Below are 18,982 nucleotides of genomic sequence, written 5' to 3'. Positions count from 1 at the left end.
ACAGCGGGGATGGTAATTTTCTCCCATCAACGTAGGATTTATCTGTGATAACTCGGTAAATAACTGTTTTAAATTGTCGAAGTCGTCGACGACGGCCCGATAATAAACGCGCTGGGGCTGATAAACTCCATCTTAACCTACGTATCGTTCTGATTTTTCAGAAAAAGCCCTTCTGGAGACACCCCCATGAAATTCATCCACCAGCGTGAGCACCTCAACGAGGGAGACATTGTCGTCATCGAATGCTCGCAGACCTGCAATATTCGCCTGATGAGCGATGCGAACTTTCGCAGCTTCAAAAATGGTGGCCGCCATACCTACCACGGCGGCGCATTTGATAAATTCCCGGCCAAGATCACCGCGCCCAGCACCGGGTTCTGGAACATCACCCTGGATGTGGTGACCCGTCGCGCCATCAGCGTGACCCGCAAGCCTGCGTTGTCCCACAAGATCCGTATCGTTCGTCGTACCAGCAGCAAGCTGAGCTGACCCGAACACCTGACAGGAAAAAAGCTGTGAACACCACAACCAAATACGTCATCAAGTACAAGCTCAACGGCGAACGCCGCTTTGAATTTGCCCAGTTGCAAAACAACAGCGTCGAAGAAGCCAAGCAGGCGCTGGCAAAAATTCATGATGCCAGCGACGAAATCACCGACATCAATGTGAGCAAGGCGCTGTAAGCCATGCCAGGCCCTACCGTCGATTTGTTTGCCGATGAGTCCCTGCAACAGCCTGCCGGGCGCGAGCAAATTGGCGAAGAGTCCTATGTACTGAGGGGCTATGCCCTGCCCTGGATCGAGCGGTTATTGCCTGAACTGCGGCGTGTCCTGGCTCAATCACCGTTTCGGCAGATGGTTACCCCCGGCGGCTTTACCATGTCGGCGGCGCTGAGCAGTTGTGGCGAGCTGGGCTGGACCACCGACACTCGTGGCTATCGCTACAGCCCACTCGACCCGCGCAGCCAGCAACCCTGGCCCGTCATGCCCGACACATTGCGCCACCTGGCGGTGGCAGCGGCTACCGAGGCCGGCTTCAGAGGTTTTCTACCGGATGCCTGCCTGATCAACCGTTATGTACCGGGGGCGAAAATGTCCCTGCACCAAGACAAGAACGAGCGCAACTACGGCGCGCCCGTGGTCTCGGTCTCCCTGGGGCTGCCCGCGATTTTCCTGTTCGGTGGGCATGAGCGCAACGATAAACCCCAAAAGGTCTCTTTGTTCCATGGTGATGTGGTGGTGTGGGGCGGCGTCGATCGCCTGCGCTTTCATGGTGTGATGCCGGTCAAGGACGGCGTGCATCCGATCATGGGCCCGCAGCGCATCAACCTGACCTTTCGCACCGCTGGTTAATTTGACCGCAAGCTTCGGAGTGTCGAGCGCGAGCGGCAGGCTTAATCTGCCCCTGAACCGTCAAGAGTGCAGGCCATGAACAACGAACACGATCCGCGCTGGGCTGCCATTATTGCCCGTGATGCCAAAGCCGACGCCTTGTTTGTTTACGGCGTAAAAACCACCGGCGTGTATTGCCGCCCCAGCAGCGCTTCGCGTGTGCCGCGCCCGGAGAATGTCGAGTTTTTCGACACGCCGGCGCAGGCCGAGGCCGCCGGTTATCGTCCCAGTAAACGCGCTGCCGGCGACCAGACCCAGTTGGCCGCTCACCATGGGCAATTGGTGGCCGAGGCCTGTCGGCAAATCGAACAAGCCGAAACCCCGCCTAGCCTGGACGTGCTCGCCCGATGCGCCGGGCTGAGTCCGTTTCACTTCCACCGTGTATTCAAAGCCAACACCGGGCTGACCCCCAAGGCTTACGCCAGCGCCCTGCGTTCGCGCAGAGTGCGCGACGGCCTCAAGGGCCAGCATTCGGTGACAGACACCCTGTACGACGCAGGCTTTAATTCCAATAGCCGCTTTTATGAGGCCGCCGACCAAGTGCTCGGCATAAAACCCCGAGACTACAAAGGCGGCGGCGCCAATAACACCATCCGCTTTGCCGTTGGCCAGTGCTCGCTGGGGGCGATTCTGGTGGCGCAAAGCCAACGTGGCGTGTGTGCGATTTTATTGGGTGATGATCCGGACAAACTGGTGCGCGACCTGCAAGACCAGTTTCCCAAGGCTGAGTTGATCGGCGCGGATCAGGGTTTCGAACAACTGGTTGCCCACGTCGTTGGCTTTGTCGAGGCCCCTGCCGTGGGCCTGGATTTGCCCTTGGACCTGCGCGGCACGGCCTTTCAGGAACGGGTGTGGCAGGCGTTGCGCGAAATCCCTGCGGGCAGCACCGCCAGCTATGCGCAGATAGCCGACCGTATCGGCGCGCCCACCTCCTTTCGTGCCGTGGCCCAGGCATGTGGAGCCAACCACTTGGCGGTGGCGATTCCCTGTCATCGCGTGGTGCGCAGTAATGGCGAGCTGTCGGGCTACCGTTGGGGCGTGGAGCGCAAGCGCCAGTTACTTGAGCGCGAAACCCATCCCCACAAAACGCCGCTTCCGTCCAGTGAATAAAACAGACTGGCCGGGGGCCGATTGCCCTGCTAAAACAGCGAAAAGCCCCACTGACGCTGGAGACGCACCCCATGAGCACCTGGCCAGACACCCGCATTCTTGACCTGTTGGGCATTGAGATGCCGATCATCCAGGCGCCGATGGCTGGCGCGACGACCACCGCCATGGTCATCGCCGCCCAGCAAGCCGGTGCCCTGGGCTCCATGCCCGCCGCAGCATTGAGCCTGGAGCAACTGCGCGACGCCTTGGCTCTCATTCGCCAGGCCAGTCATGCGCCGCTGAACGTCAACTTCTTCTGCCATCAACCGCCCGCTGCCGACGAAGCGCGGGACAGGGCTTGGAAGGCCTTGCTGCAACCTTACTACCATGAGCTGGGCGCCGACTTCGATGCGCCAACGCCGGTATCCAACCGCGCGCCGTTCAATGACGCAGCCTGCCAGGTGGTGGAAGAGTTTCGGCCAGAAGTAGTGAGTTTTCACTTTGGCTTGCCAGAGAAGTCCTTACTCGACCGGGTAAAAGCCACCGGTGCCAAGGTGCTGTCATCGGCCACCACCGTCGAGGAAGCCGTGTGGCTGGAACAGCACGGCTGCGACGCGATTATTGCCATGGGTATTGAAGCCGGAGGGCATCGTGGCCTGTTCCTCAGCGATGACCTCAACAGCCAGATCGGCTTGATGGCGCTGCTGCCACAGATTGTCGACGCGGTCAGCGTGCCGGTGATCGCCGCGGGCGGAATCGCCGATGCGCGCGGCATTGTTGCGGCCTTTGCCCTCGGTGCTTCGGCAGTGCAGATCGGCACGGCGTACCTGTTCACTCCCGAAGCCACTGTAAGCGCCTCCCATCACCACGCGCTGCGCCATGCCCAGGCCAGCGAAACCGCGCTGACCAACCTGTTTACCGGCCGCCCGGCGCGGGGCATCGTCAACCGGGTGATGCGTGAACTCGGCGCAATCAACCCCGCTGCGCCGGCGTTCCCCAAAGCCGGAGGCGCATTGATGCCGCTCAAGGCCAAGGATGAAGCCGGTTTCAGCAACCTGTGGGCGGGCCAGGCCCTGGGGCTGGGCAAAGACCTGTCCACCTATGACCTGACCCGCGAATTGGCCGAGCACGCGATAGCCAGATTCACCCGCGACTGACCTCAGCAGCCACTTGGTGCTGTACCGGCAATAGCTTACCGCTATATATTCCCATACATAGCGGTAAGCCTTTTTACCTACAACCTGCCGTACACCTTCAAGGAGTTGCTTCATGATGACCCGCGTTTCGCGCCTGGCCCCCCTGCTTGCCGCCTTTGCCTTGGGTACGGCCCATGCCGATGAAGTGCAGGTGGCCGTGGCCGCCAACTTCACCGCCCCGATCCAGGCGATTGCCGCCGACTTCGAGAAAGACACCGGCCATAAACTGGTCGCGGCTTACGGTGCCACCGGGCAGTTCTACACCCAGATCAAGAACGGCGCACCGTTTGAAGTATTCCTCAGCGCCGATGACACCACCCCGCAAAAACTCGAAAGCGAAGGCGCTACCGTCAAGGGCTCACGCTTTACCTACGCGGTCGGCACCCTGGCGCTGTGGTCGGCCAAAGAAGGCTATGTGGATGCCATGGGCGAGGTGCTGAAGAAAAACCAGTTCAAGCACTTGTCCATCGCCAATCCAAAAGCTGCACCCTACGGCCTGGCCGCCACCCAAGTACTGGCCAGAGAAGGCTTGACCGACAAGGTCAAGGACAAGCTCGTCGAAGGCCAGAACATTACTCAGGCCTACCAGTTTGTCTCCACCGGCAACGCCGAGTTGGGTTTTGTCGCCTTGTCGCAGATCTACAAAGACGGCAAAGTCACCGGCGGTTCGGCGTGGATTGTTCCGGCCTCCCTGCATGACCCGATCAAACAGGACGCCGTGATCCTCAACAAGGGCAAGGACAGCGCCGCTGCCAAGGCCCTGGTGGACTACCTCAAAGGCCCGAAAGCGGCTGCCGTTATCAAATCCTACGGTTACGAGCTGTAAATGCCGCTGTCGAGTGCTGATTTTTCTGCGATCTGGTTGACCCTCAAACTGGCCTCGCTGACCACCCTGATCCTGTTGATCATCGGCACACCGATCGCCCTGTGGCTATCGCGCACCCGTTCCAAGTGGCGCGGCCCCATCGGCGCAGTGGTCGCACTGCCGTTGGTGTTGCCGCCAACGGTCATCGGCTTCTACTTGCTGTTGGCCATGGGGCCCAACGGTTACGTCGGCCAGTTCACGCAGTGGCTGGGCCTGGGCACCCTCACCTTCAGCTTCGCCGGGCTGGTGATTGGCTCGGTGATCTACTCCATGCCCTTCGTGGTGCAGCCGTTGCAGAACGCGTTTTCTGCCATCGGTACGCGCCCGCTGGAAGTGGCCGCGACCTTGCGCGCCAACCCGTGGGACACGTTTTTCACGGTGATCCTGCCGCTGGCACGCCCTGGGTTTATCACGGCCTCGATCCTGGGCTTTGCCCATACCGTTGGTGAGTTCGGCGTGGTGCTGATGATCGGCGGCAATATCCCGGACAAGACCCGTGTCGTCTCTGTGCAGATCTACGACCACGTCGAAGCCATGGAATATGCCCAGGCCCATTGGCTGGCAGGCGCCATGGTGGTGTTCGCTTTCCTCGTGTTGCTGGCGCTCTATTCCAGCCGTAAAACCAAGATGGGCTGGAGCTGACCGCGATGATGGATATACGCCTGCACCTGAAATACTCCGCCTTTACCCTGGATGTGGACCTGCAATTGCCCGGTCGTGGCGTGAGCGCGCTGTACGGGCATTCTGGCTCCGGCAAGACCACTTGCCTGCGCTGCATCGCCGGATTGGAACGCGCCGAACACGGCTTTGTACAAATCAACGACGAGGTCTGGCAAGACAGCCGCACAGGCCTGTTTATACCGCCGCATAAACGTGCGCTGGGCTATGTGTTCCAGGAGGCTAGCCTGTTTCCTCACCTGTCGGTGCTCGCCAATCTGGAGTTCGGCCTCAAACGTATCCCACGCCCGCAACGCCGCGTGGACATGGCCCAGGCCACTGAACTGTTGGGCATCGGGCACCTCCTTGAGCGTCACCCGCAACACTTGTCCGGCGGCGAGCGCCAGCGCATCGGCATCGCCCGCGCCTTGCTCACCAGCCCCAAGTTGTTGTTGATGGATGAACCGCTGGCGGCCCTGGACAGCCAGCGCAAAAGCGAGATATTGCCTTACCTGGAACGCCTGCACGACGAGCTGGATATCCCGGTGCTCTACGTCAGCCATGCCCAGGACGAAGTGGCGCGACTGGCCGACCATATCGTCTTGCTCAGCGACGGCAAGGCCCTGGCCAGCGGCCCTATCGGCGAGACCCTGGCGCGCCTCGACCTGCCCCTGGCGCTGGGCGACGATGCCGGCGTGGTGATCGCCGGCAGCGTCGTTGCCTACGACGCGCACTATCAGTTGCTCACTCTGCAGTTGCCCGATTGCCCGTTGCAGATGCGCGTAGCCCATGTTCCGCTGGCGGTGGGCAACCCGCTGCGGGTCAAGGTCCAGGCGCGGGATGTAAGCCTGAGCCTGCAGGCCCAAGAACACAGCAGCATCCTCAACCGCTTGCCGGTGACCGTCACCCAGACTGTCGGCGCGGACAACAGCGCCCATGTGCTGGTGCGCCTCGACGCCGGCGGCACGCCCTTGCTGGCACGCATCACGCGCTTCTCCCACGACCAGTTGCAACTGCATCCGGGCCAGACACTGTGGGCGCAAATCAAGGCGGTGGCGGTGCTGGCTTAACCATTTGGCACGACCGCAGGGTGCTGCGGTCAATCAGACATACCGGCCTGATTTGTTGCCAAGGAACCCGCCCCATGCCTGACTCTTCGTTACCCGCCGACCTGCCCCGCGACCTGCATTATGTGGATGACACCCAGCCCGGCATCCGCCGAAAAAAAGTGCGGGGCACGTTCCAGTATCTGAACGCCAAGGGCGAGCGCATTACCGACGCGGACGAAATCAAACGCCTGAACGCCTTGGCGGTGCCGCCCGCCTACACCGATGTGTGGATCTGCGCCGACCCTCGCGGCCACTTACAAGCCACCGGCCGCGACGCCCGTGGCCGCAAGCAATACCGTTACCACCCACGCTGGCGCGAGGTGCGCGACAGCGACAAGTACTCGCGCTTGCAGGCTTTTGGCGCCGCTTTGCCCAAATTGCGCAAACAACTCGAAGCACAAATCGCCGAGCCGGGGTTTACCCGCGAAAAGGTGTTGGCCACGGTGGTGATGTTGCTGGACGCCACGCTGATCCGCGTCGGCAATACCCAATATGCCCGCGAAAACAAATCCTACGGCCTGACCACCTTGCGCAACCGCCATGTGGACATCAAGGGCAGCGAGATCCAGTTCCAGTTTCGTGGCAAGAGTGGCGTGGAGCATCAAGTCAGCGTCAAGGATCGGCGCCTGGCCCGGGTGGTCAAGCGCTGCATGGAGTTACCGGGGCAAAACCTGTTCCAGTACCTGGACGAAGACGGGGAGCGGCATACCGTCAGCTCCCAGGACGTCAACGACTACCTGCACCGCCTGACCGGCGAAGATTTTACCGCCAAGGACTACCGCACCTGGGCCGGCACAGCGATGGCGCTGGCGGTGTTGCGCGAATTGGCGTGGCAGCCCGAATCCGACGCCAAGCGGCATGTGGTGGCGATGGTCAAGGATGTCGCCCGGCAGTTGGGCAACACGCCAGCGGTGTGCCGCAAGTGCTACATCCACCCGGCGGTGCTTGAGCATTTCAGCCTCGGTGAATTGTCTAAGCTGCCCAAGCCGCGAGTGCGCAAAGGCCTGAAAGCCGAAGAAGTCGCGCTGGCGATGTTTCTGGAAAAACTGGCCGAAGACTTGCCGCACAAAGTTAACGTGGGTTAGGCTCTGCCTCCCTTCTGACTCACGGGATGACCGCCGACGTGAACATCTAAGCCTTCCAAAATGTATCTGCAACGAGCCGCCTGGCGTGCTTGTTGGCCTGTTCGACATTTTTTTGGAGGTGCTGATGACTGACGTCAAACGGCTGCCCGCGCTTGTTTCCCTGCAACACCTGTCTTTCCAGTTCGCTAATGGCGAAACCTTGCTGGCCGACGTGAGCCTGTCCATTGATCAAACGCCTACCGGTATCGTCGGGCGCAATGGACGGGGCAAAAGTATCCTGGCGAAGTTGATGGCCGGGGTGCTGCTACCCTCCTCCGGCACGTTGAAAAAACCGCCCAATGTTGCCTATGTGCCCCAGGCCATCGCGGTTCAAGCTGGACAAACCATCGCTGATATCACCGCAACTGCCGCTGCCTTGGCAGCCCTTGCACGTATGGCCCAGGGCGATGCACGCCTCGGTGATCTGGAGCTGATCGACGATCGCTGGGACCTCGCCGAACGCCTGCGCCAGGCGCTGGATGCAGCGGGTTTGCCGACCCTCAGCGCCAGTACCCCGGCCGATCAACTCAGCGGCGGCCAACTCGCCAGGGTCGCGCTGATCGGGGCGTTGTTAGCTGCGCCGCAGTTGCTGATTCTGGATGAACCCAGCAACCACCTCGACGCTGCCGGGCGAGATTGGCTGTTGCGCGTACTGGGCGCTTGGCGCGGCGGGCTGGTGGTGGTTAGCCATGATCGGCAATTGCTCAACACCATGGGCCGCATCATCGAGCTGTCGCCCCTGGGCATTCAGGTGTATGGCGGCAACTACGATGCCTATCGCCAGCAACGCGACACCCACCAGCAGGCCGCGATTGCTGAGTGGGAACAGGCGCGTCTGGCCCGCAGCCGCGAGCGTCGGCGCCTGCAGAAAGATCACGACGACCTGCAGCGCCACGCCGCACGCGCACGTAAACAGGCCGAGACCGCCAACGTCGACCGTTTTACCAAGGCGCGCTGGAAAAGCGCAGCAAAGGAGGTCGTCAGCAGCGTGCGCAGCGTCCATGATGCGTGCAAAAACCAGCTGGACGCCCAGGTACGCCAGGCTTACCAGCGCGTGGTGGATGAGACGCCCACACTGCTCGCATTACCAAGCTCGACCGTCCCCAATGGCCGCCAGGTACTGGTGCTGGAGCAGGCGCAATTGCCCTGGCTTGATCCCCTGGCACCCGCCAGCTACCTGACGCTCAACCTGACAGGCCCGGCTCGCGTTGCCGTACGTGGGCCGAACGGTTGCGGCAAATCGACCTTGCTCAAACTGCTAGCCGGCCACTGGCAGGCGGTCAGTGGCGAGTGCAGCGTAGCGGTGCCCAGTGCGTACATCGATCAGCACCTGGCGCTGCTGGACGACCGGCGCAGCCTTGTCGAACAACTTAATCTGCTCGACACGCCGTTGGCCGAAGCCGAACTGCGCACACGTCTGGCGTTGTTGCAGTTGGACGCGTTGCGGGTTACGCAGCCGGCAGGGCAACTCAGCGGCGGCGAGCGCTTGAAAGCTGCGATGGCCGTAGCCTTGTGGCGTGAAACACCGGCGCAATTGCTGCTGTTGGATGAACCCACCAACCACCTGGACCTGGAGTCAGTGCAAGCGTTTGAGCAGGCATTGAAGGGGTTTACCGGCGCGCTGCTGGCCGTATCACACGACGAGGCATTCTTGCAGGCGATCGAGCCGACTCACCATCTGACGTGGCACGCCACCGGCTGGCAACTGGAGCGTGTCTGAGGTCATTGCGCGGACAGGCAAAGCGTCCTACGGTAGTGGCCGGATAATCTCACCGAGGAAAACGGCCCCATGCTGCCTTCGTCCCGCAAGCCTTACACCAATGTCACGCTCGCCCTTCGACAGCGCTGGCGCGGGCGGGTGGGCTTGATGCTGGTGGCCTGTCTGTCGGTGCTGGCGGGCATGACCGATGCCATCGGCTTTATGGCCAGCGGCGATTTCGTCTCCTTCATGAGTGGTAACACCACGCGCCTGGCGGTGGCCATCAGTGCGGGCGACCTGGGGCTCACCGGGCGGCTGGTGTTGCTGGTCGCCACCTTCGTGGTCGGTAATGCCTTGGGCGTGCTGGTCAGCCGTTTCAGCAAGCGCCATGCGTTGCCCTTATTGCTGTGCATCGGCGCCTTGCTCTGCGCTGCGGCGTTGTGGCCATCGACCGACACCTTGCCCGCGTTGCTCGCAGCGATCATTGCCATGGGCATGCTCAACGCGGCCGTCGAGGAGGTGAACGGGTTACCGGTGGGGCTGACCTACGTCACCGGGGCGCTGTCACGCTTTGGTCGCGGGCTGGGCCGTTGGTTATTGGGCGAGCGCCGCAATGGATGGCGCGTGCAATTGATTCCGTGGGGTGGGATGTTCATTGGCGCTGTGATCGGTGCGCTGCTGGAACAGCAGATGGGCCTGCGCGCATTGTGGGTCAGTGGTGCGTTGGCTGGGGCCTTGGGGGTGGCGACACTGTTGATTCCGCGACGCTGGCACTTGGGTTTCATGCCCCGTTGAGATTGGGGTGGAGGAGCTCGTTCGACGTTTAAGCCTCGACATCCGTGTACCGGTAAAGAGCCATCACGTCGAACGAGCGAGTGAATCATAAGCCAATGCCCGGCGGCTGTCCCGCCAGGCGTTTCGGAATATGAATAAGGCAACCGACTTACAGACAAGTGGCCAGTGCTGCCAGGCGACGTTTGGCCGGCATATTGTCCTGAGCAGCATAATAGTTGACCGTAGAACCCGCGCCGGTGCTGAGTACATCGACAAAGTAATCGCCACCGGTGGTGTACACCGTAAAACCACCCGCCTCGGTCGCTTCCTTGAAGCCGCCGGCATCGACGCCGAACACGCTTTCATCCTGCCAGCCGAACTGGATGCACTGGGCAACGACCAGAGTGGCCTTGTCTGACGCCAGGGTTTTGTAGGGGCTGCCTGCGCGCGCCTCCTTCATCTTCGAACCGGCGCAACCGGTCAGTACCGCCAGTATCAATGCGCCCATTACCACTTTGTGCATGCCATTGCTTCCTTGGAAAAACCATGACTCTACCACTGTGCCGAGGCCAACTGACGCGCCCATGAACTTTGTTTCACTGTGAAGGGCAAACACGCCGCCTATAGTGGTCAGGCTCATTTTTTAGAAGTCTCCCTTCTGCCCGCCACCCCGCGGGCTTTTTTTGCCTGGGTATCAGAACCACCAACGGAACAGATAGAACAGCGCCATGCTCAATAGCACGGTGGTCAACACGCTGCGAGTCCAGTACATCAACGCCACGGCGCAGATGCCGGCCAGCAGGTAAGGGTTGGTCGGGCTCAGGTTAAGCCGATGCTCAGCCAGGAAAATAATCGGCCCGCAGATCGCCGTGAGCATGCCCGGCACGGCGAAGCCCAAGAATTCACGCGCGCCGCGATTGAGCCGTACCGGCAAGCGTGGCTCGATAAACAGGTAACGGTTGAAGAACACCACCAAGCCCATGGCCACAATCATCAGGTAAATCATCGTTGCCCCACTCCCAGCCGTTTACAGGCAAACCCCGCGCTCATCCCCAACACACCCGAGACCACCACCGCCGACTCCCAGTGCAGATAACTCAACCAGACCGAGCACAGCAGTGCCACCGCCACGCACACCACTGTGGGCACGTCGCGCACCACGGGGGTGATCAAGGCGATGAAGGTCGCGGCAATCGAGAACTCCAGCCCCAGTTGATCAAGGCCCGGAATGCTTTTACCCAGCACAATGCCGGCGAGGGTGAAGAGGTTCCAGATCAGATAAAACGTCAGGCCGACGCCCAGGGCATACCAGCGATTGAAGGTCTGGCGGTCATAGTGGTTGACCAGGGCAAAGAATTCATCGGTCAACAAAAACCCCAGGCTCATGCGCCAACGGGTGTTGAGCGAAGACAGTGTAGGGCGCATGTGCATGCCATAGAGCAGATGCTGGGATGTGAGCAGCAAGGTGGTCAGCACGATGGAAATCAGGCTGGCACCGCTCTTGACCATGCCGATGGCCACCAGTTGTGCGGCACCGGCAAAGACAATGGCAGACAAGCCTTGGGCTTGCAGCGGGGTAAATTGCGCGTCGATGGCCATAGAGCCGGCCAGCAACCCCCAGGGCGCACAGGCCAGGGATAAGGGAATGACGGCGATGGCGCCGCGGGTGAAGGCGTAATGAGGTAATGCAGTGGGCATGGAAACGGCTCATCGACAGACAGTCGACAAGCATGCCAGCACGAACGAAGGCTTGTCTTGAACGATCTTGCTCAGGCGAGCTTGACCGAAACCTGCTCCACCGAATCCCGGGCTTCGCGCAATTCATACGCATCCTGATTCAGCCGGTGGATGGTATTGAGCAGGCGCTGGCGCAGCACTTCATCGCCAAGTTTTTCCACGGCGCGCATCAGGTCAAAGGCCGCGGTTTCGTTATTTTCCGCGACGGAATCCAGGGTCTTGCGCAGGTTGCGGGTGGCTCGGGTCACGCGGGTCTTCCTTCATCAGCAATGGGCAGGCACGTTAGGACATTTGTGTTTCATTTTAATTTCAAACAGTTGTGGCGGTTTCAAAGGCATTTGATCCATATCAATTGAAACAAGATTTGACCGATATATATGGAAATACGTATATTCAAATATATCTACTTGAAAACCCTTGATCATGTCAGACCTCCTCATCCCGACCGCCCTGTTCAAATGCCTGGCCGATGCCACCCGTGCACGGGTGACCTTACTGATCCTGCGCGAGGGCGAACTTTGTGTGTGTGAGTTGATCCATGCCTTGGACGACAGCCAGCCAAAAATCTCCCGTCATCTCGCGCAATTGCGTAGTTGCGGGCTGCTGGTGGACCGACGTCAAGGGCAATGGATCTACTACCGCATCAATCCGGCACTGCCCGCCTGGGTTACTCAGGTGCTGGACACCACTCTGCAAGCCAACCAGCCATGGTTGCAGGATGACGCACTGCGTCTGAATGCAATGGGCGACAGACCACAACGGGCCAGCACCTGCTGCTGAGCCATCGGAGCTTTTATTCATGCTTGTCGCAATTGCGATTTTCCTCGTCACCATCGTGCTGGTCATCTGGCAACCCAAGGGCCTGGGCGTCGGCTGGAGTGCCACACTGGGCGCGATCCTGGCGCTGGCCTGTGGGGTGATCAGCCTGGCGGACATCCCGGTGGTGTGGCACATCATCTGGAACGCCACCGGCACCTTTGTCGCGCTGATCATCATCAGCCTATTGCTGGACGAGGCCGGCTTTTTCGCCTGGACAGCCCTGCATGTGGCGCGCTGGGGCCGTGGCCGCGGCCGGCGGTTGTTTGCTTATATGGTGCTGTTGGGTGCGCTGGTATCGGCGCTGTTTGCCAATGACGGTGCGGCGTTGATCCTGACACCTATCGTGATGTCGATGCTGTTGGCCTTGCGCTTTTCCCCGGCGGCGACCCTGGCCTTCGTCATGGGCGCCGGGTTTATCGCCGATACGGCGAGCCTGCCATTGGTGGTGTCGAACCTGGTGAATATCGTTTCGGCGGACTATTTCAAGATCGGCTTCAACGAATACGCTGCCGTGATGGTGCCGGTGAACCTGGTCAGCGTGGCCGCGACCCTGGCAGTGCTGCTGTGGTTTTTTCGCCGGGACATTCCCCAGACCTACGACCCGGCCGACCTGGAAGACCCCGCCAGTGCCATTCATGACCCTGCGACGTTCCGCGCCGGTTGGTGGGTACTGGGTATTCTGCTCATCGGCTGTTTCGCCCTGGAACCTCTGGGTATTCCCATCAGTGCGATTTCCGCCGTCTGCGCCGTGCTGCTGCTGGTGATTGCCGCCAAGGGCCACAAGATTTCCACGCGCAAAGTCCTCAAGGAAGCGCCTTGGCAGATCGTGATTTTTTCCTTGGGCATGTACCTGGTGGTGTACGGCCTGCGTAACGCCGGGCTGACCGACTATTTGGCCACCTGGCTCGACACCTTCGCCACCTATGGTGTGTGGGGCGCGGCCATGGGCACCGGGGTGCTGACGGCGCTGCTCTCATCGGCGATGAATAACCTGCCGACGGTACTGATTGGCGCGTTGTCCATCGAGTCCAGCCATGCCGTGGGCGTGGTCAAGGACGCGATGATCTACGCCAACGTGATCGGCAGCGACCTGGGCCCGAAAATCACCCCCATCGGCAGTTTGGCCACCTTGCTGTGGCTGCATATCCTGGCGCGCAAAGGCATCACTATCACTTGGGGTTACTACTTCAAGGTCGGGATCGTGCTGACCTTGCCCGTGCTGCTGATCACCCTCGCCGCCCTCGCCTTGCGCCTGAGCCTCTAAAGGAACGCGCCATGAAAGTCCTGTTCATGTGTACCGCTAACAGCTGTCGCAGCATTTTGTCCGAAGCCATGTTCAACCACCTGGCGCCGCCGGGGTTTGAAGCGATCAGCGCCGGCAGTTTCCCCAAAGGCCAGGTGCTGCCGCGCAGTCTGACGACATTGCAGGCAGCGGGAATCCGCGTTGAAGGCTTGTACAGCAAGGGCAATGACGCCTTCGAAGGCAGCCCGCCGGATGTGGTCATCACCGTGTGCGATAAAGCAGCCGGTGAAGCGTGCCCGGTGTATTTCGGCCCGGCGCTGAAGGCCCATTGGGGCTTGGAAGACCCTTCCGAGGTGCAAGGTGATGAGGCGCAAGTAGACGCTGCATTCAAGGCTACCCTCAACATCATCGCCGCACGCTGCGAGGCGTTTTTTGCGCTGCCCTTTGCACATTTATCGTCGGATGAATTGAAGGCTGAACTCCACCGCATTGCCTCAACACCGCAACCTTTGTAGGAGCGAGCTTGCTCGCAAAAAACTCATAGGCACCGCGTTCATCCAGAAAACACGCGTTATCGTTGACGTTTTTCGCGAGCAAGCTCGCTCCTACAGAGGACGTGGTATCCCCCTCCCGGACTGACGTATGCTCTGGCACTTTCTCGAAAGGAACTGAGCATGCTGTCGATCTTTGTCTATGCGCTGGTATTCGGTTTTGTATTTTGCCTTTCTCCCGGCGCGGTGCTGGCAGAGACCCTGCGACGCGGCTTGCTCCATGGTTTCACACCGGCGCTGATGGTGCAGTTTGGTTCCCTCGTAGGCGATGCGGTTTGGGCAGTGATAGGCCTCACCGGTATCGCACTGCTGATTCAGCATGATGTGGTGCGAGTGCCACTGACGATCGTCTGTGCGCTCTACCTGGCCTGGCTGGGCATCCGCAGCCTGATTGATGCCTGGCAGTTACCCGCGACCGACAACGTCCCTGCCAGCTCAGGCAAAAATGCGTTGGCGGTGGGTGCAGCGATCTCCCTGGCCAACCCGAAGAATATTGTCTATTGGGGTGCCCTGGGCAGCGCCCTGTCGGGCATCGTCGGCACAGCCCCCAGTCACGGGCAGACCCTGATGTTTTTTGCCGGATTCATGCTGGCGTCGGTGCTCTCGTGTTTTCTCACCGCCGCCTTGGTGAACCTGCTGCGCAAGAACGCATCACCTAGCTGGCAACGCGTGAGTTATGCGGCGTGCGGTTTAGTATTGATCTATCTGGCGATACTCGCCGCGCAAGGTATATAAAGTTATCCAGCCCGTAACTTGCACAGGCCTCTTGTCTGAACAAACTCTGAACACGGGCTAATTTAATTAATCATGCGTTGACATTCTGTGACGCCCTGAGTAGATTGCCCGTGCCCGCAACTGGGGCCTTTTTTAAACCTCACAAAAGAAGCCAATGGACACAGTATCTAGTCGCTGTCCGAGCACCGCCTCTGCGGGCATCGGGCGCCAAACCCAGAATATGACAGGACTCGCGTTCCAGGTCCGGTAAGCTGCGCTAGAGCTTGATGCTCCACCGTAACTACCTCACCGGTCGCCCGTCCGGTCCCGAGGTGTGTTATGACCTTCCAACTCATTGCTTTGCCCGATGCACGTACGCTGGCCGCAGCCCTGCGCGACAAGCTGTGCCGCACGCAGGTCAGCTTACCGCCAACCCGCTCGACCTTTGCCACCCCCTCCCCTCAAGTGCGCCCAGCACCGCCGCTGGCGCACTGGCGTATCTGCCCTGAAAGCGGCCACCTGGTGCAGCATTGGGATCATGCCGACCCTCAAGACCCGCAGAGACCCAAGGTTTCCCGCCTGGCGCAAGCGCGCTTGATGCTCGGTCTTTACCTGGGCGCTCGCGCCGCCTGAGCTGGCTGGAAACAGCAACTTTCTTATTGATGACCCTGGAGTTCTTTATGAACAGGTCCAGTAGTAGCCCGCTGCACGTTAGTTAACTAACGCGCTGTTAGCGGGCCCTTCAGAAGTTATGTGAACACCTTATTTAAACCGATCGCGAAGTCCGCGGCTCGGCATGCTTTCGCTCGCCTGTATTCAGGTAAGTACCGGGTATGTTTTGTCGAGAATTGGCGACAGGAGTACAGACAATGAGCGCCGTAAAAAACACGCCTCTGCACAAAAAAAATGGCACCGCCCCCGACACCAAGCTGTCGATGCGCGCCGCCCGTGAAGCCCACAACGGCTTGGCGGCCACCCTCGCCAATGTACGGGCCACCCAGGACGGCCTGACCGAACTGGACGCCTCGGCGCGCCTGCAACGCGAAGGCTATAACGAAGTTGCCCACGACAAGCCGCCACACGCCATCGTCCAGTTCCTGCAGGCACTGAACAACCCGTTCATCTACGTACTATTGACCCTGGGCGGGATCAGCTTTGTGACTGACTGCTGGCTACCGATGCAGGAAGGTGAAGAAGCCGACCCGACCAAGGTCGTCATTATCATGACCATGGTGTTGCTCAGCAGCCTGCTGCGTTTCTAGCAGGAACACCGCTCGGCCAAATCCGCCGAGGCCCTCAAGGCCATGGTACGCACCACCGCCACCGTGCTGCGCCGCGAGCAGGTCGGCGCTCAGCCCATTCTGCGCGAAGTGCCGATGCGCGACTTGGTGGCCGGCGATATCGTGCAGTTGTCTGCCGGCGACATGATCCCCGCCGATATCCGCCTGATCGAGTCCCGCGACCTGTTTATCAGCCAGGCCGTGCTGACCGGCGAAGCCTTGCCGGTGGAGAAGTACGACACCTTGGGCGATGTCACGCAAAAATCCGCCTCTACCCTGGCCGCCGACCAGGGCAATCTGCTGGACTTGCCGAACATCTGCTTCATGGGCACCAACGTGGTCAGCGGTCGCGCCAAGGCCGTGGTAGTTGCAACGGGGCCACGTACTTACTTTGGCTCCCTGGCCAAGGCGATTGTTGGCTCGCGGGTGCAAACCGCCTTCGACCGGGGCGTGAACAGTGTCAGCTGGCTGCTGATCCGCTTCATGCTGGTGATGGTACCCATCGTGTTTTTCCTCAATGGCTTCTCCAAGGGCGATTGGGGCGATGCCTTCCTGTTTGCCCTGGCGGTGGCCGTCGGCCTTACCCCGGAAATGCTGCCGATGATCGTCAGCGCCAACCTGGCCAAGGGCGCTACGGCCATGGCCAAGCGCAAAGTGGTGGTCAAGCGCCTCAATGCGATCCAGAACTTCGGCTCGATGGATGTGCTGTGCACCGACAAGACCGGCACCCTCACCCAGGACAAGATCATCCTCGAGCATCACGTCAATGCCTTCGGCCAGCGCGATGACGCCGTGCTGTCCCTGGCCTGGCTCAACAGCTTTCACCAAAGCGGCATGAAAAACCTGATGGACCAGGCGGTGGTGCAATTTTCGGAACAGAACCCCAAGTTCCAGGTGCCGTTTGCCTACAGCAAGGTCGATGAATTGCCGTTCGACTTTGTCCGCCGTCGGCTGTCGATCGTGGTCAAGGATGCCGCCGGTGACCAGTTGCTGGTGTGCAAGGGCGCGGTGGAAGAGATGCTGAGCATTTCTACCCATGTCATGGAGGCCGGCGAAGCCTTGCCCCTGGATGACCGCCGTCGTGAGGCGCTGCTGGCGCTCGCCAACGACTACAACGAAGACGGTTTCCGCGTGCTGGTGGTAGCGACTCGCAATATCCCTAAAGCGCTGGCACGCCAGCAGTACACCACCAGCGACGAGCGCAACCTGGTGATCCAGGGCTTCTTGACCTTCCTGGACCCACCGAAGGAAACCGCAGGCCCGGCCATTGCGGCGCTGCAACAGATTGGCGTGGCGATCAAGGTGTTGACCGGCGACAACGCCGTGGTCACCAGCAAGATCTGCCGCCAGGTTGGCCTGGAACCCGGCCAGCCGCTGCTGGGCGTGGAAATCGAAGCCATGAACGACGCCACCCTGCTACGCCGCGTGGAAGAACGCACGGTGTTTGCCAAACTCACGCCGCTGCAAAAATCCCGCGTGCTCAAGGCCCTGCAAGCTAACGGGCACACCGTCGGCTTCCTCGGCGACGGTATCAACGATGCACCGGCGCTGCGGGATGCCGATGTGGGTATTTCGGTGGACAGCGGCACCGACATCGCCAAGGAATCGGCCGACATCATCCTGCTGGAAAAGAGCCTGATGGTGCTGGAAGAAGGCGTGCTCAAGGGCCGCGAAACCTTCGGCAATATCATGAAGTACCTGAACATGACCGCCAGCTCCAACTTCGGCAACGTATTCTCGGTGCTGGTGGCCAGCGCGTTCATTCCGTTCATGCCCATGCTGGCGATCCATCTACTGCTGCAGAACCTGATGTATGACATCTCCCAACTGGCCCTGCCGTGGGACAAGATGGACAAGGAATACCTGGCCAAGCCACGCAAGTGGGATGCGAAAAACATCGGCCGCTTCATGATCTGGATCGGCCCTACCTCGTCGATCTTCGACATCACCACCTTTGCGCTGATGTGGTACGTGTTCTCGGCCAACAGTGTGGAAATGCAGACCCTGTTCCAGTCCGGCTGGTTTATCGAGGGGCTGCTTTCGCAAACCCTGGTGGTGCATATGCTGCGCACCCGCAAGATCCCGTTCTTCCAAAGCACGGCCGCCTGGCCGGTGTTGATGATGACCTGCATCGTGATCGCCCTGGGCATCTACGTACCGTTCTCGCCACTGGGCACCCTGGTGGGCCTGCAACCGCTGCCGATGGCGTACTTCCCATGGCTGGTAGGCACGTTGCTGGCTTACTGCTGCGTCGCCCAACTGATGAAGACGATCTACATCCGCCGCTTCAAGCAGTGGTACTGACCCTCCCCGCCGTTCAAACGCTGGCGGCCGCCCGGTCGCCAGCGTGCAATACAAGGATTTGCTCATGCGCGTGTTGATCTGTGCAGGTCGTCATTACGCCGACACCAAAAAGTCCCGTCATGTGCTGGACGCTTACCACCGCCTGCGCCCGGTGCAGGTACTGATCCACGGCGGCAACCAGTTCCTGGGCAGTGAGATCGAGGAATGGGCGCGGGAAATCGGTATCGACGTGGTGCGTTATCCACCCAATTGGCAGCGCCATGGCAAACAGGCGGAACGCCAGCGCAACCACTTCATGCTGGCCGACAGCCGCCCCGATCTGATCATTGCCCTCCCGGGTGGTGACGATACCTCGGAGCTGGTTTGCCAGGCCAAAGCCAGCGGCATTTCGGTGCTGACCGTAGAAAGCTGAACTCAAGCGAGGTGCATC

The 18,982-nt window shown here is 60.4% G+C and carries 21 protein-coding genes and 1 pseudogene; 18 read left to right on the top strand and 4 right to left on the bottom strand.

The window, feature by feature from the left end:
• The first annotated feature begins 186 nt into the window (after nt 1–186).
• From ODQ19_RS14920 to ODQ19_RS14870, 11 genes are all read left to right on the top strand, one after another.
• Entirely contained in the window at nt 187–489 is a 303-nt protein-coding gene (locus ODQ19_RS14920; RefSeq protein WP_003191319.1) for a DUF1883 domain-containing protein, read from the top strand.
• Nucleotides 490–515: 26 nt separating this feature from the next.
• Nucleotides 516–683, top strand: a complete 168-nt coding sequence (locus tag ODQ19_RS14915; RefSeq protein WP_165861616.1) for a hypothetical protein — start codon at nt 516–518, stop codon at nt 681–683.
• A gap of 3 nt (nt 684–686) precedes the next feature.
• Nucleotides 687–1,352 carry a DNA oxidative demethylase AlkB gene (alkB, locus tag ODQ19_RS14910; protein ID WP_330210477.1) on the top strand — a complete coding sequence of 222 codons (666 nt, stop codon included), beginning with the start codon at nt 687–689 and terminating at the stop codon, nt 1,350–1,352.
• 75 nt (nt 1,353–1,427) lie between these two features.
• Complete coding sequence (gene ada / locus ODQ19_RS14905; protein ID WP_330210476.1) at nt 1,428–2,501, top strand: bifunctional DNA-binding transcriptional regulator/O6-methylguanine-DNA methyltransferase Ada; 1,074 nt, start codon at nt 1,428–1,430, stop codon at nt 2,499–2,501.
• A 71-nt stretch (nt 2,502–2,572) separates the two neighbouring features.
• Entirely contained in the window at nt 2,573–3,637 is a 1,065-nt protein-coding gene (locus ODQ19_RS14900; protein WP_330210475.1) for an NAD(P)H-dependent flavin oxidoreductase, read from the top strand.
• Between the two features lie 112 nt (nt 3,638–3,749).
• Entirely contained in the window at nt 3,750–4,502 is a 753-nt protein-coding gene (modA, locus tag ODQ19_RS14895) for a molybdate ABC transporter substrate-binding protein (RefSeq protein ID WP_116666094.1), read from the top strand.
• The gene (gene modB / locus ODQ19_RS14890; protein WP_003191329.1) at nt 4,503–5,183 is read left to right on the top strand and encodes a molybdate ABC transporter permease subunit; all 681 of its coding nucleotides are present in this window, start codon (nt 4,503–4,505) and stop codon (nt 5,181–5,183) included.
• 5 nt (nt 5,184–5,188) lie between these two features.
• The gene (gene modC, locus ODQ19_RS14885; protein WP_330210474.1) at nt 5,189–6,268 is read left to right on the top strand and encodes a molybdenum ABC transporter ATP-binding protein; all 1,080 of its coding nucleotides are present in this window, start codon (nt 5,189–5,191) and stop codon (nt 6,266–6,268) included.
• Between the two features lie 74 nt (nt 6,269–6,342).
• Nucleotides 6,343–7,392 (top strand): DNA topoisomerase IB, encoded by a 1,050-nt coding sequence (locus tag ODQ19_RS14880; RefSeq protein ID WP_330210473.1) that lies wholly within the window; start codon nt 6,343–6,345, stop codon nt 7,390–7,392.
• 124 nt (nt 7,393–7,516) lie between these two features.
• Nucleotides 7,517–9,151 (top strand): ABC-F family ATP-binding cassette domain-containing protein, encoded by a 1,635-nt coding sequence (locus ODQ19_RS14875; protein ID WP_330210472.1) that lies wholly within the window; start codon nt 7,517–7,519, stop codon nt 9,149–9,151.
• A gap of 69 nt (nt 9,152–9,220) precedes the next feature.
• Nucleotides 9,221–9,925, top strand: coding sequence for a YoaK family protein (locus tag ODQ19_RS14870; protein ID WP_330210471.1), 705 nt, complete (start codon nt 9,221–9,223; stop codon nt 9,923–9,925).
• A 148-nt stretch (nt 9,926–10,073) separates the two neighbouring features.
• Here the strand turns inward: ODQ19_RS14870 and ODQ19_RS14865 are convergent, their stop codons facing one another.
• From ODQ19_RS14865 to ODQ19_RS14850, 4 genes are all read right to left on the bottom strand, one after another.
• On the bottom strand, nt 10,074–10,427 hold the full coding sequence (locus ODQ19_RS14865; protein ID WP_003191336.1) for a hypothetical protein: 354 nt from the start codon (nt 10,425–10,427) through the stop codon (nt 10,074–10,076).
• Nucleotides 10,428–10,598: 171 nt separating this feature from the next.
• Nucleotides 10,599–10,910: an AzlD domain-containing protein gene (locus ODQ19_RS14860; RefSeq protein WP_116666099.1), complete on the bottom strand. Its 312-nt coding sequence runs from the start codon at nt 10,908–10,910 to the stop codon at nt 10,599–10,601.
• The gene (locus ODQ19_RS14855) at nt 10,907–11,602 is read right to left on the bottom strand and encodes an AzlC family ABC transporter permease (RefSeq protein WP_032897176.1); all 696 of its coding nucleotides are present in this window, start codon (nt 11,600–11,602) and stop codon (nt 10,907–10,909) included. The genes ODQ19_RS14860 and ODQ19_RS14855 overlap by 4 nt, the downstream gene beginning before the upstream one ends.
• Before the next feature lie 71 nt (nt 11,603–11,673).
• On the bottom strand, nt 11,674–11,889 hold the full coding sequence (locus ODQ19_RS14850) for a hypothetical protein (RefSeq protein WP_003191339.1): 216 nt from the start codon (nt 11,887–11,889) through the stop codon (nt 11,674–11,676).
• 175 nt (nt 11,890–12,064) lie between these two features.
• On the opposite strand from ODQ19_RS14850, the gene ODQ19_RS14845 reads away from it, so the two are divergent.
• The 7 genes and pseudogenes from ODQ19_RS14845 (at nt 12,065) to ODQ19_RS14815 (ending at nt 18,964) form a co-directional block, all read left to right on the top strand.
• On the top strand, nt 12,065–12,421 hold the full coding sequence (locus ODQ19_RS14845; RefSeq protein WP_014718529.1) for a metalloregulator ArsR/SmtB family transcription factor: 357 nt from the start codon (nt 12,065–12,067) through the stop codon (nt 12,419–12,421).
• A gap of 19 nt (nt 12,422–12,440) precedes the next feature.
• Nucleotides 12,441–13,724, top strand: a complete 1,284-nt coding sequence (locus ODQ19_RS14840) for an arsenic transporter (protein WP_116666101.1) — start codon at nt 12,441–12,443, stop codon at nt 13,722–13,724.
• Between the two features lie 11 nt (nt 13,725–13,735).
• Nucleotides 13,736–14,218, top strand: a complete 483-nt coding sequence (locus ODQ19_RS14835) for an arsenate reductase ArsC (protein ID WP_116666102.1) — start codon at nt 13,736–13,738, stop codon at nt 14,216–14,218.
• Nucleotides 14,219–14,377: 159 nt separating this feature from the next.
• On the top strand, nt 14,378–14,989 hold the full coding sequence (locus tag ODQ19_RS14830) for a LysE family transporter (RefSeq protein ID WP_330210470.1): 612 nt from the start codon (nt 14,378–14,380) through the stop codon (nt 14,987–14,989).
• Between the two features lie 318 nt (nt 14,990–15,307).
• The gene (locus tag ODQ19_RS14825; protein WP_330210469.1) at nt 15,308–15,601 is read left to right on the top strand and encodes a hypothetical protein; all 294 of its coding nucleotides are present in this window, start codon (nt 15,308–15,310) and stop codon (nt 15,599–15,601) included.
• Nucleotides 15,602–15,837: 236 nt separating this feature from the next.
• Nucleotides 15,838–18,552, top strand: a pseudogene (gene mgtA, locus ODQ19_RS14820) (magnesium-translocating P-type ATPase).
• Nucleotides 18,553–18,616: 64 nt separating this feature from the next.
• Entirely contained in the window at nt 18,617–18,964 is a 348-nt protein-coding gene (locus ODQ19_RS14815) for a DUF2493 domain-containing protein (RefSeq protein WP_003191350.1), read from the top strand.
• Nucleotides 18,965–18,982: the final 18 nt, after the last annotated feature.

Source organism: Pseudomonas sp. AM4(2022) (genome assembly GCF_036346515.1).
Lineage (GTDB): Bacteria > Pseudomonadota > Gammaproteobacteria > Pseudomonadales > Pseudomonadaceae > Aquipseudomonas > Aquipseudomonas paracarnis.
The sequence above is the reverse complement of the archived record's forward strand: the minus strand, read 5'-3'. Positions and strand labels throughout refer to the sequence as shown.

Bases quoted from the DNA above. Each gene is read 5' to 3' on its own strand.
- ODQ19_RS14900 (WP_330210475.1), top strand. From the start codon at position 2,573: ATGAGCACCTGGCCAGACACCCGCATTCTTGACCTGTTGGGCATTGAG.
- ODQ19_RS14815 (WP_003191350.1), top strand. From the start codon at position 18,617: ATGCGCGTGTTGATCTGTGCAGGTCGTCATTACGCCGACACCAAAAAG.
- ODQ19_RS14845 (WP_014718529.1), top strand. From the start codon at position 12,065: ATGTCAGACCTCCTCATCCCGACCGCCCTGTTCAAATGCCTGGCCGAT.
- ODQ19_RS14870 (WP_330210471.1), top strand. From the start codon at position 9,221: ATGCTGCCTTCGTCCCGCAAGCCTTACACCAATGTCACGCTCGCCCTT.
- ODQ19_RS14875 (WP_330210472.1), top strand. From the start codon at position 7,517: ATGACTGACGTCAAACGGCTGCCCGCGCTTGTTTCCCTGCAACACCTG.
- modC (WP_330210474.1), top strand. From the start codon at position 5,189: ATGATGGATATACGCCTGCACCTGAAATACTCCGCCTTTACCCTGGAT.
- ODQ19_RS14840 (WP_116666101.1), top strand. From the start codon at position 12,441: ATGCTTGTCGCAATTGCGATTTTCCTCGTCACCATCGTGCTGGTCATC.
- ODQ19_RS14860 (WP_116666099.1), bottom strand. From the start codon at position 10,910: ATGATTTACCTGATGATTGTGGCCATGGGCTTGGTGGTGTTCTTCAAC.
- alkB (WP_330210477.1), top strand. From the start codon at position 687: ATGCCAGGCCCTACCGTCGATTTGTTTGCCGATGAGTCCCTGCAACAG.
- ODQ19_RS14920 (WP_003191319.1), top strand. From the start codon at position 187: ATGAAATTCATCCACCAGCGTGAGCACCTCAACGAGGGAGACATTGTC.
- ODQ19_RS14865 (WP_003191336.1), bottom strand. From the start codon at position 10,427: ATGCACAAAGTGGTAATGGGCGCATTGATACTGGCGGTACTGACCGGT.
- modA (WP_116666094.1), top strand. From the start codon at position 3,750: ATGATGACCCGCGTTTCGCGCCTGGCCCCCCTGCTTGCCGCCTTTGCC.
- ODQ19_RS14830 (WP_330210470.1), top strand. From the start codon at position 14,378: ATGCTGTCGATCTTTGTCTATGCGCTGGTATTCGGTTTTGTATTTTGC.
- ODQ19_RS14880 (WP_330210473.1), top strand. From the start codon at position 6,343: ATGCCTGACTCTTCGTTACCCGCCGACCTGCCCCGCGACCTGCATTAT.
- ODQ19_RS14835 (WP_116666102.1), top strand. From the start codon at position 13,736: ATGAAAGTCCTGTTCATGTGTACCGCTAACAGCTGTCGCAGCATTTTG.
- modB (WP_003191329.1), top strand. From the start codon at position 4,503: ATGCCGCTGTCGAGTGCTGATTTTTCTGCGATCTGGTTGACCCTCAAA.
- ODQ19_RS14855 (WP_032897176.1), bottom strand. From the start codon at position 11,602: ATGCCCACTGCATTACCTCATTACGCCTTCACCCGCGGCGCCATCGCC.
- ada (WP_330210476.1), top strand. From the start codon at position 1,428: ATGAACAACGAACACGATCCGCGCTGGGCTGCCATTATTGCCCGTGAT.
- ODQ19_RS14825 (WP_330210469.1), top strand. From the start codon at position 15,308: ATGACCTTCCAACTCATTGCTTTGCCCGATGCACGTACGCTGGCCGCA.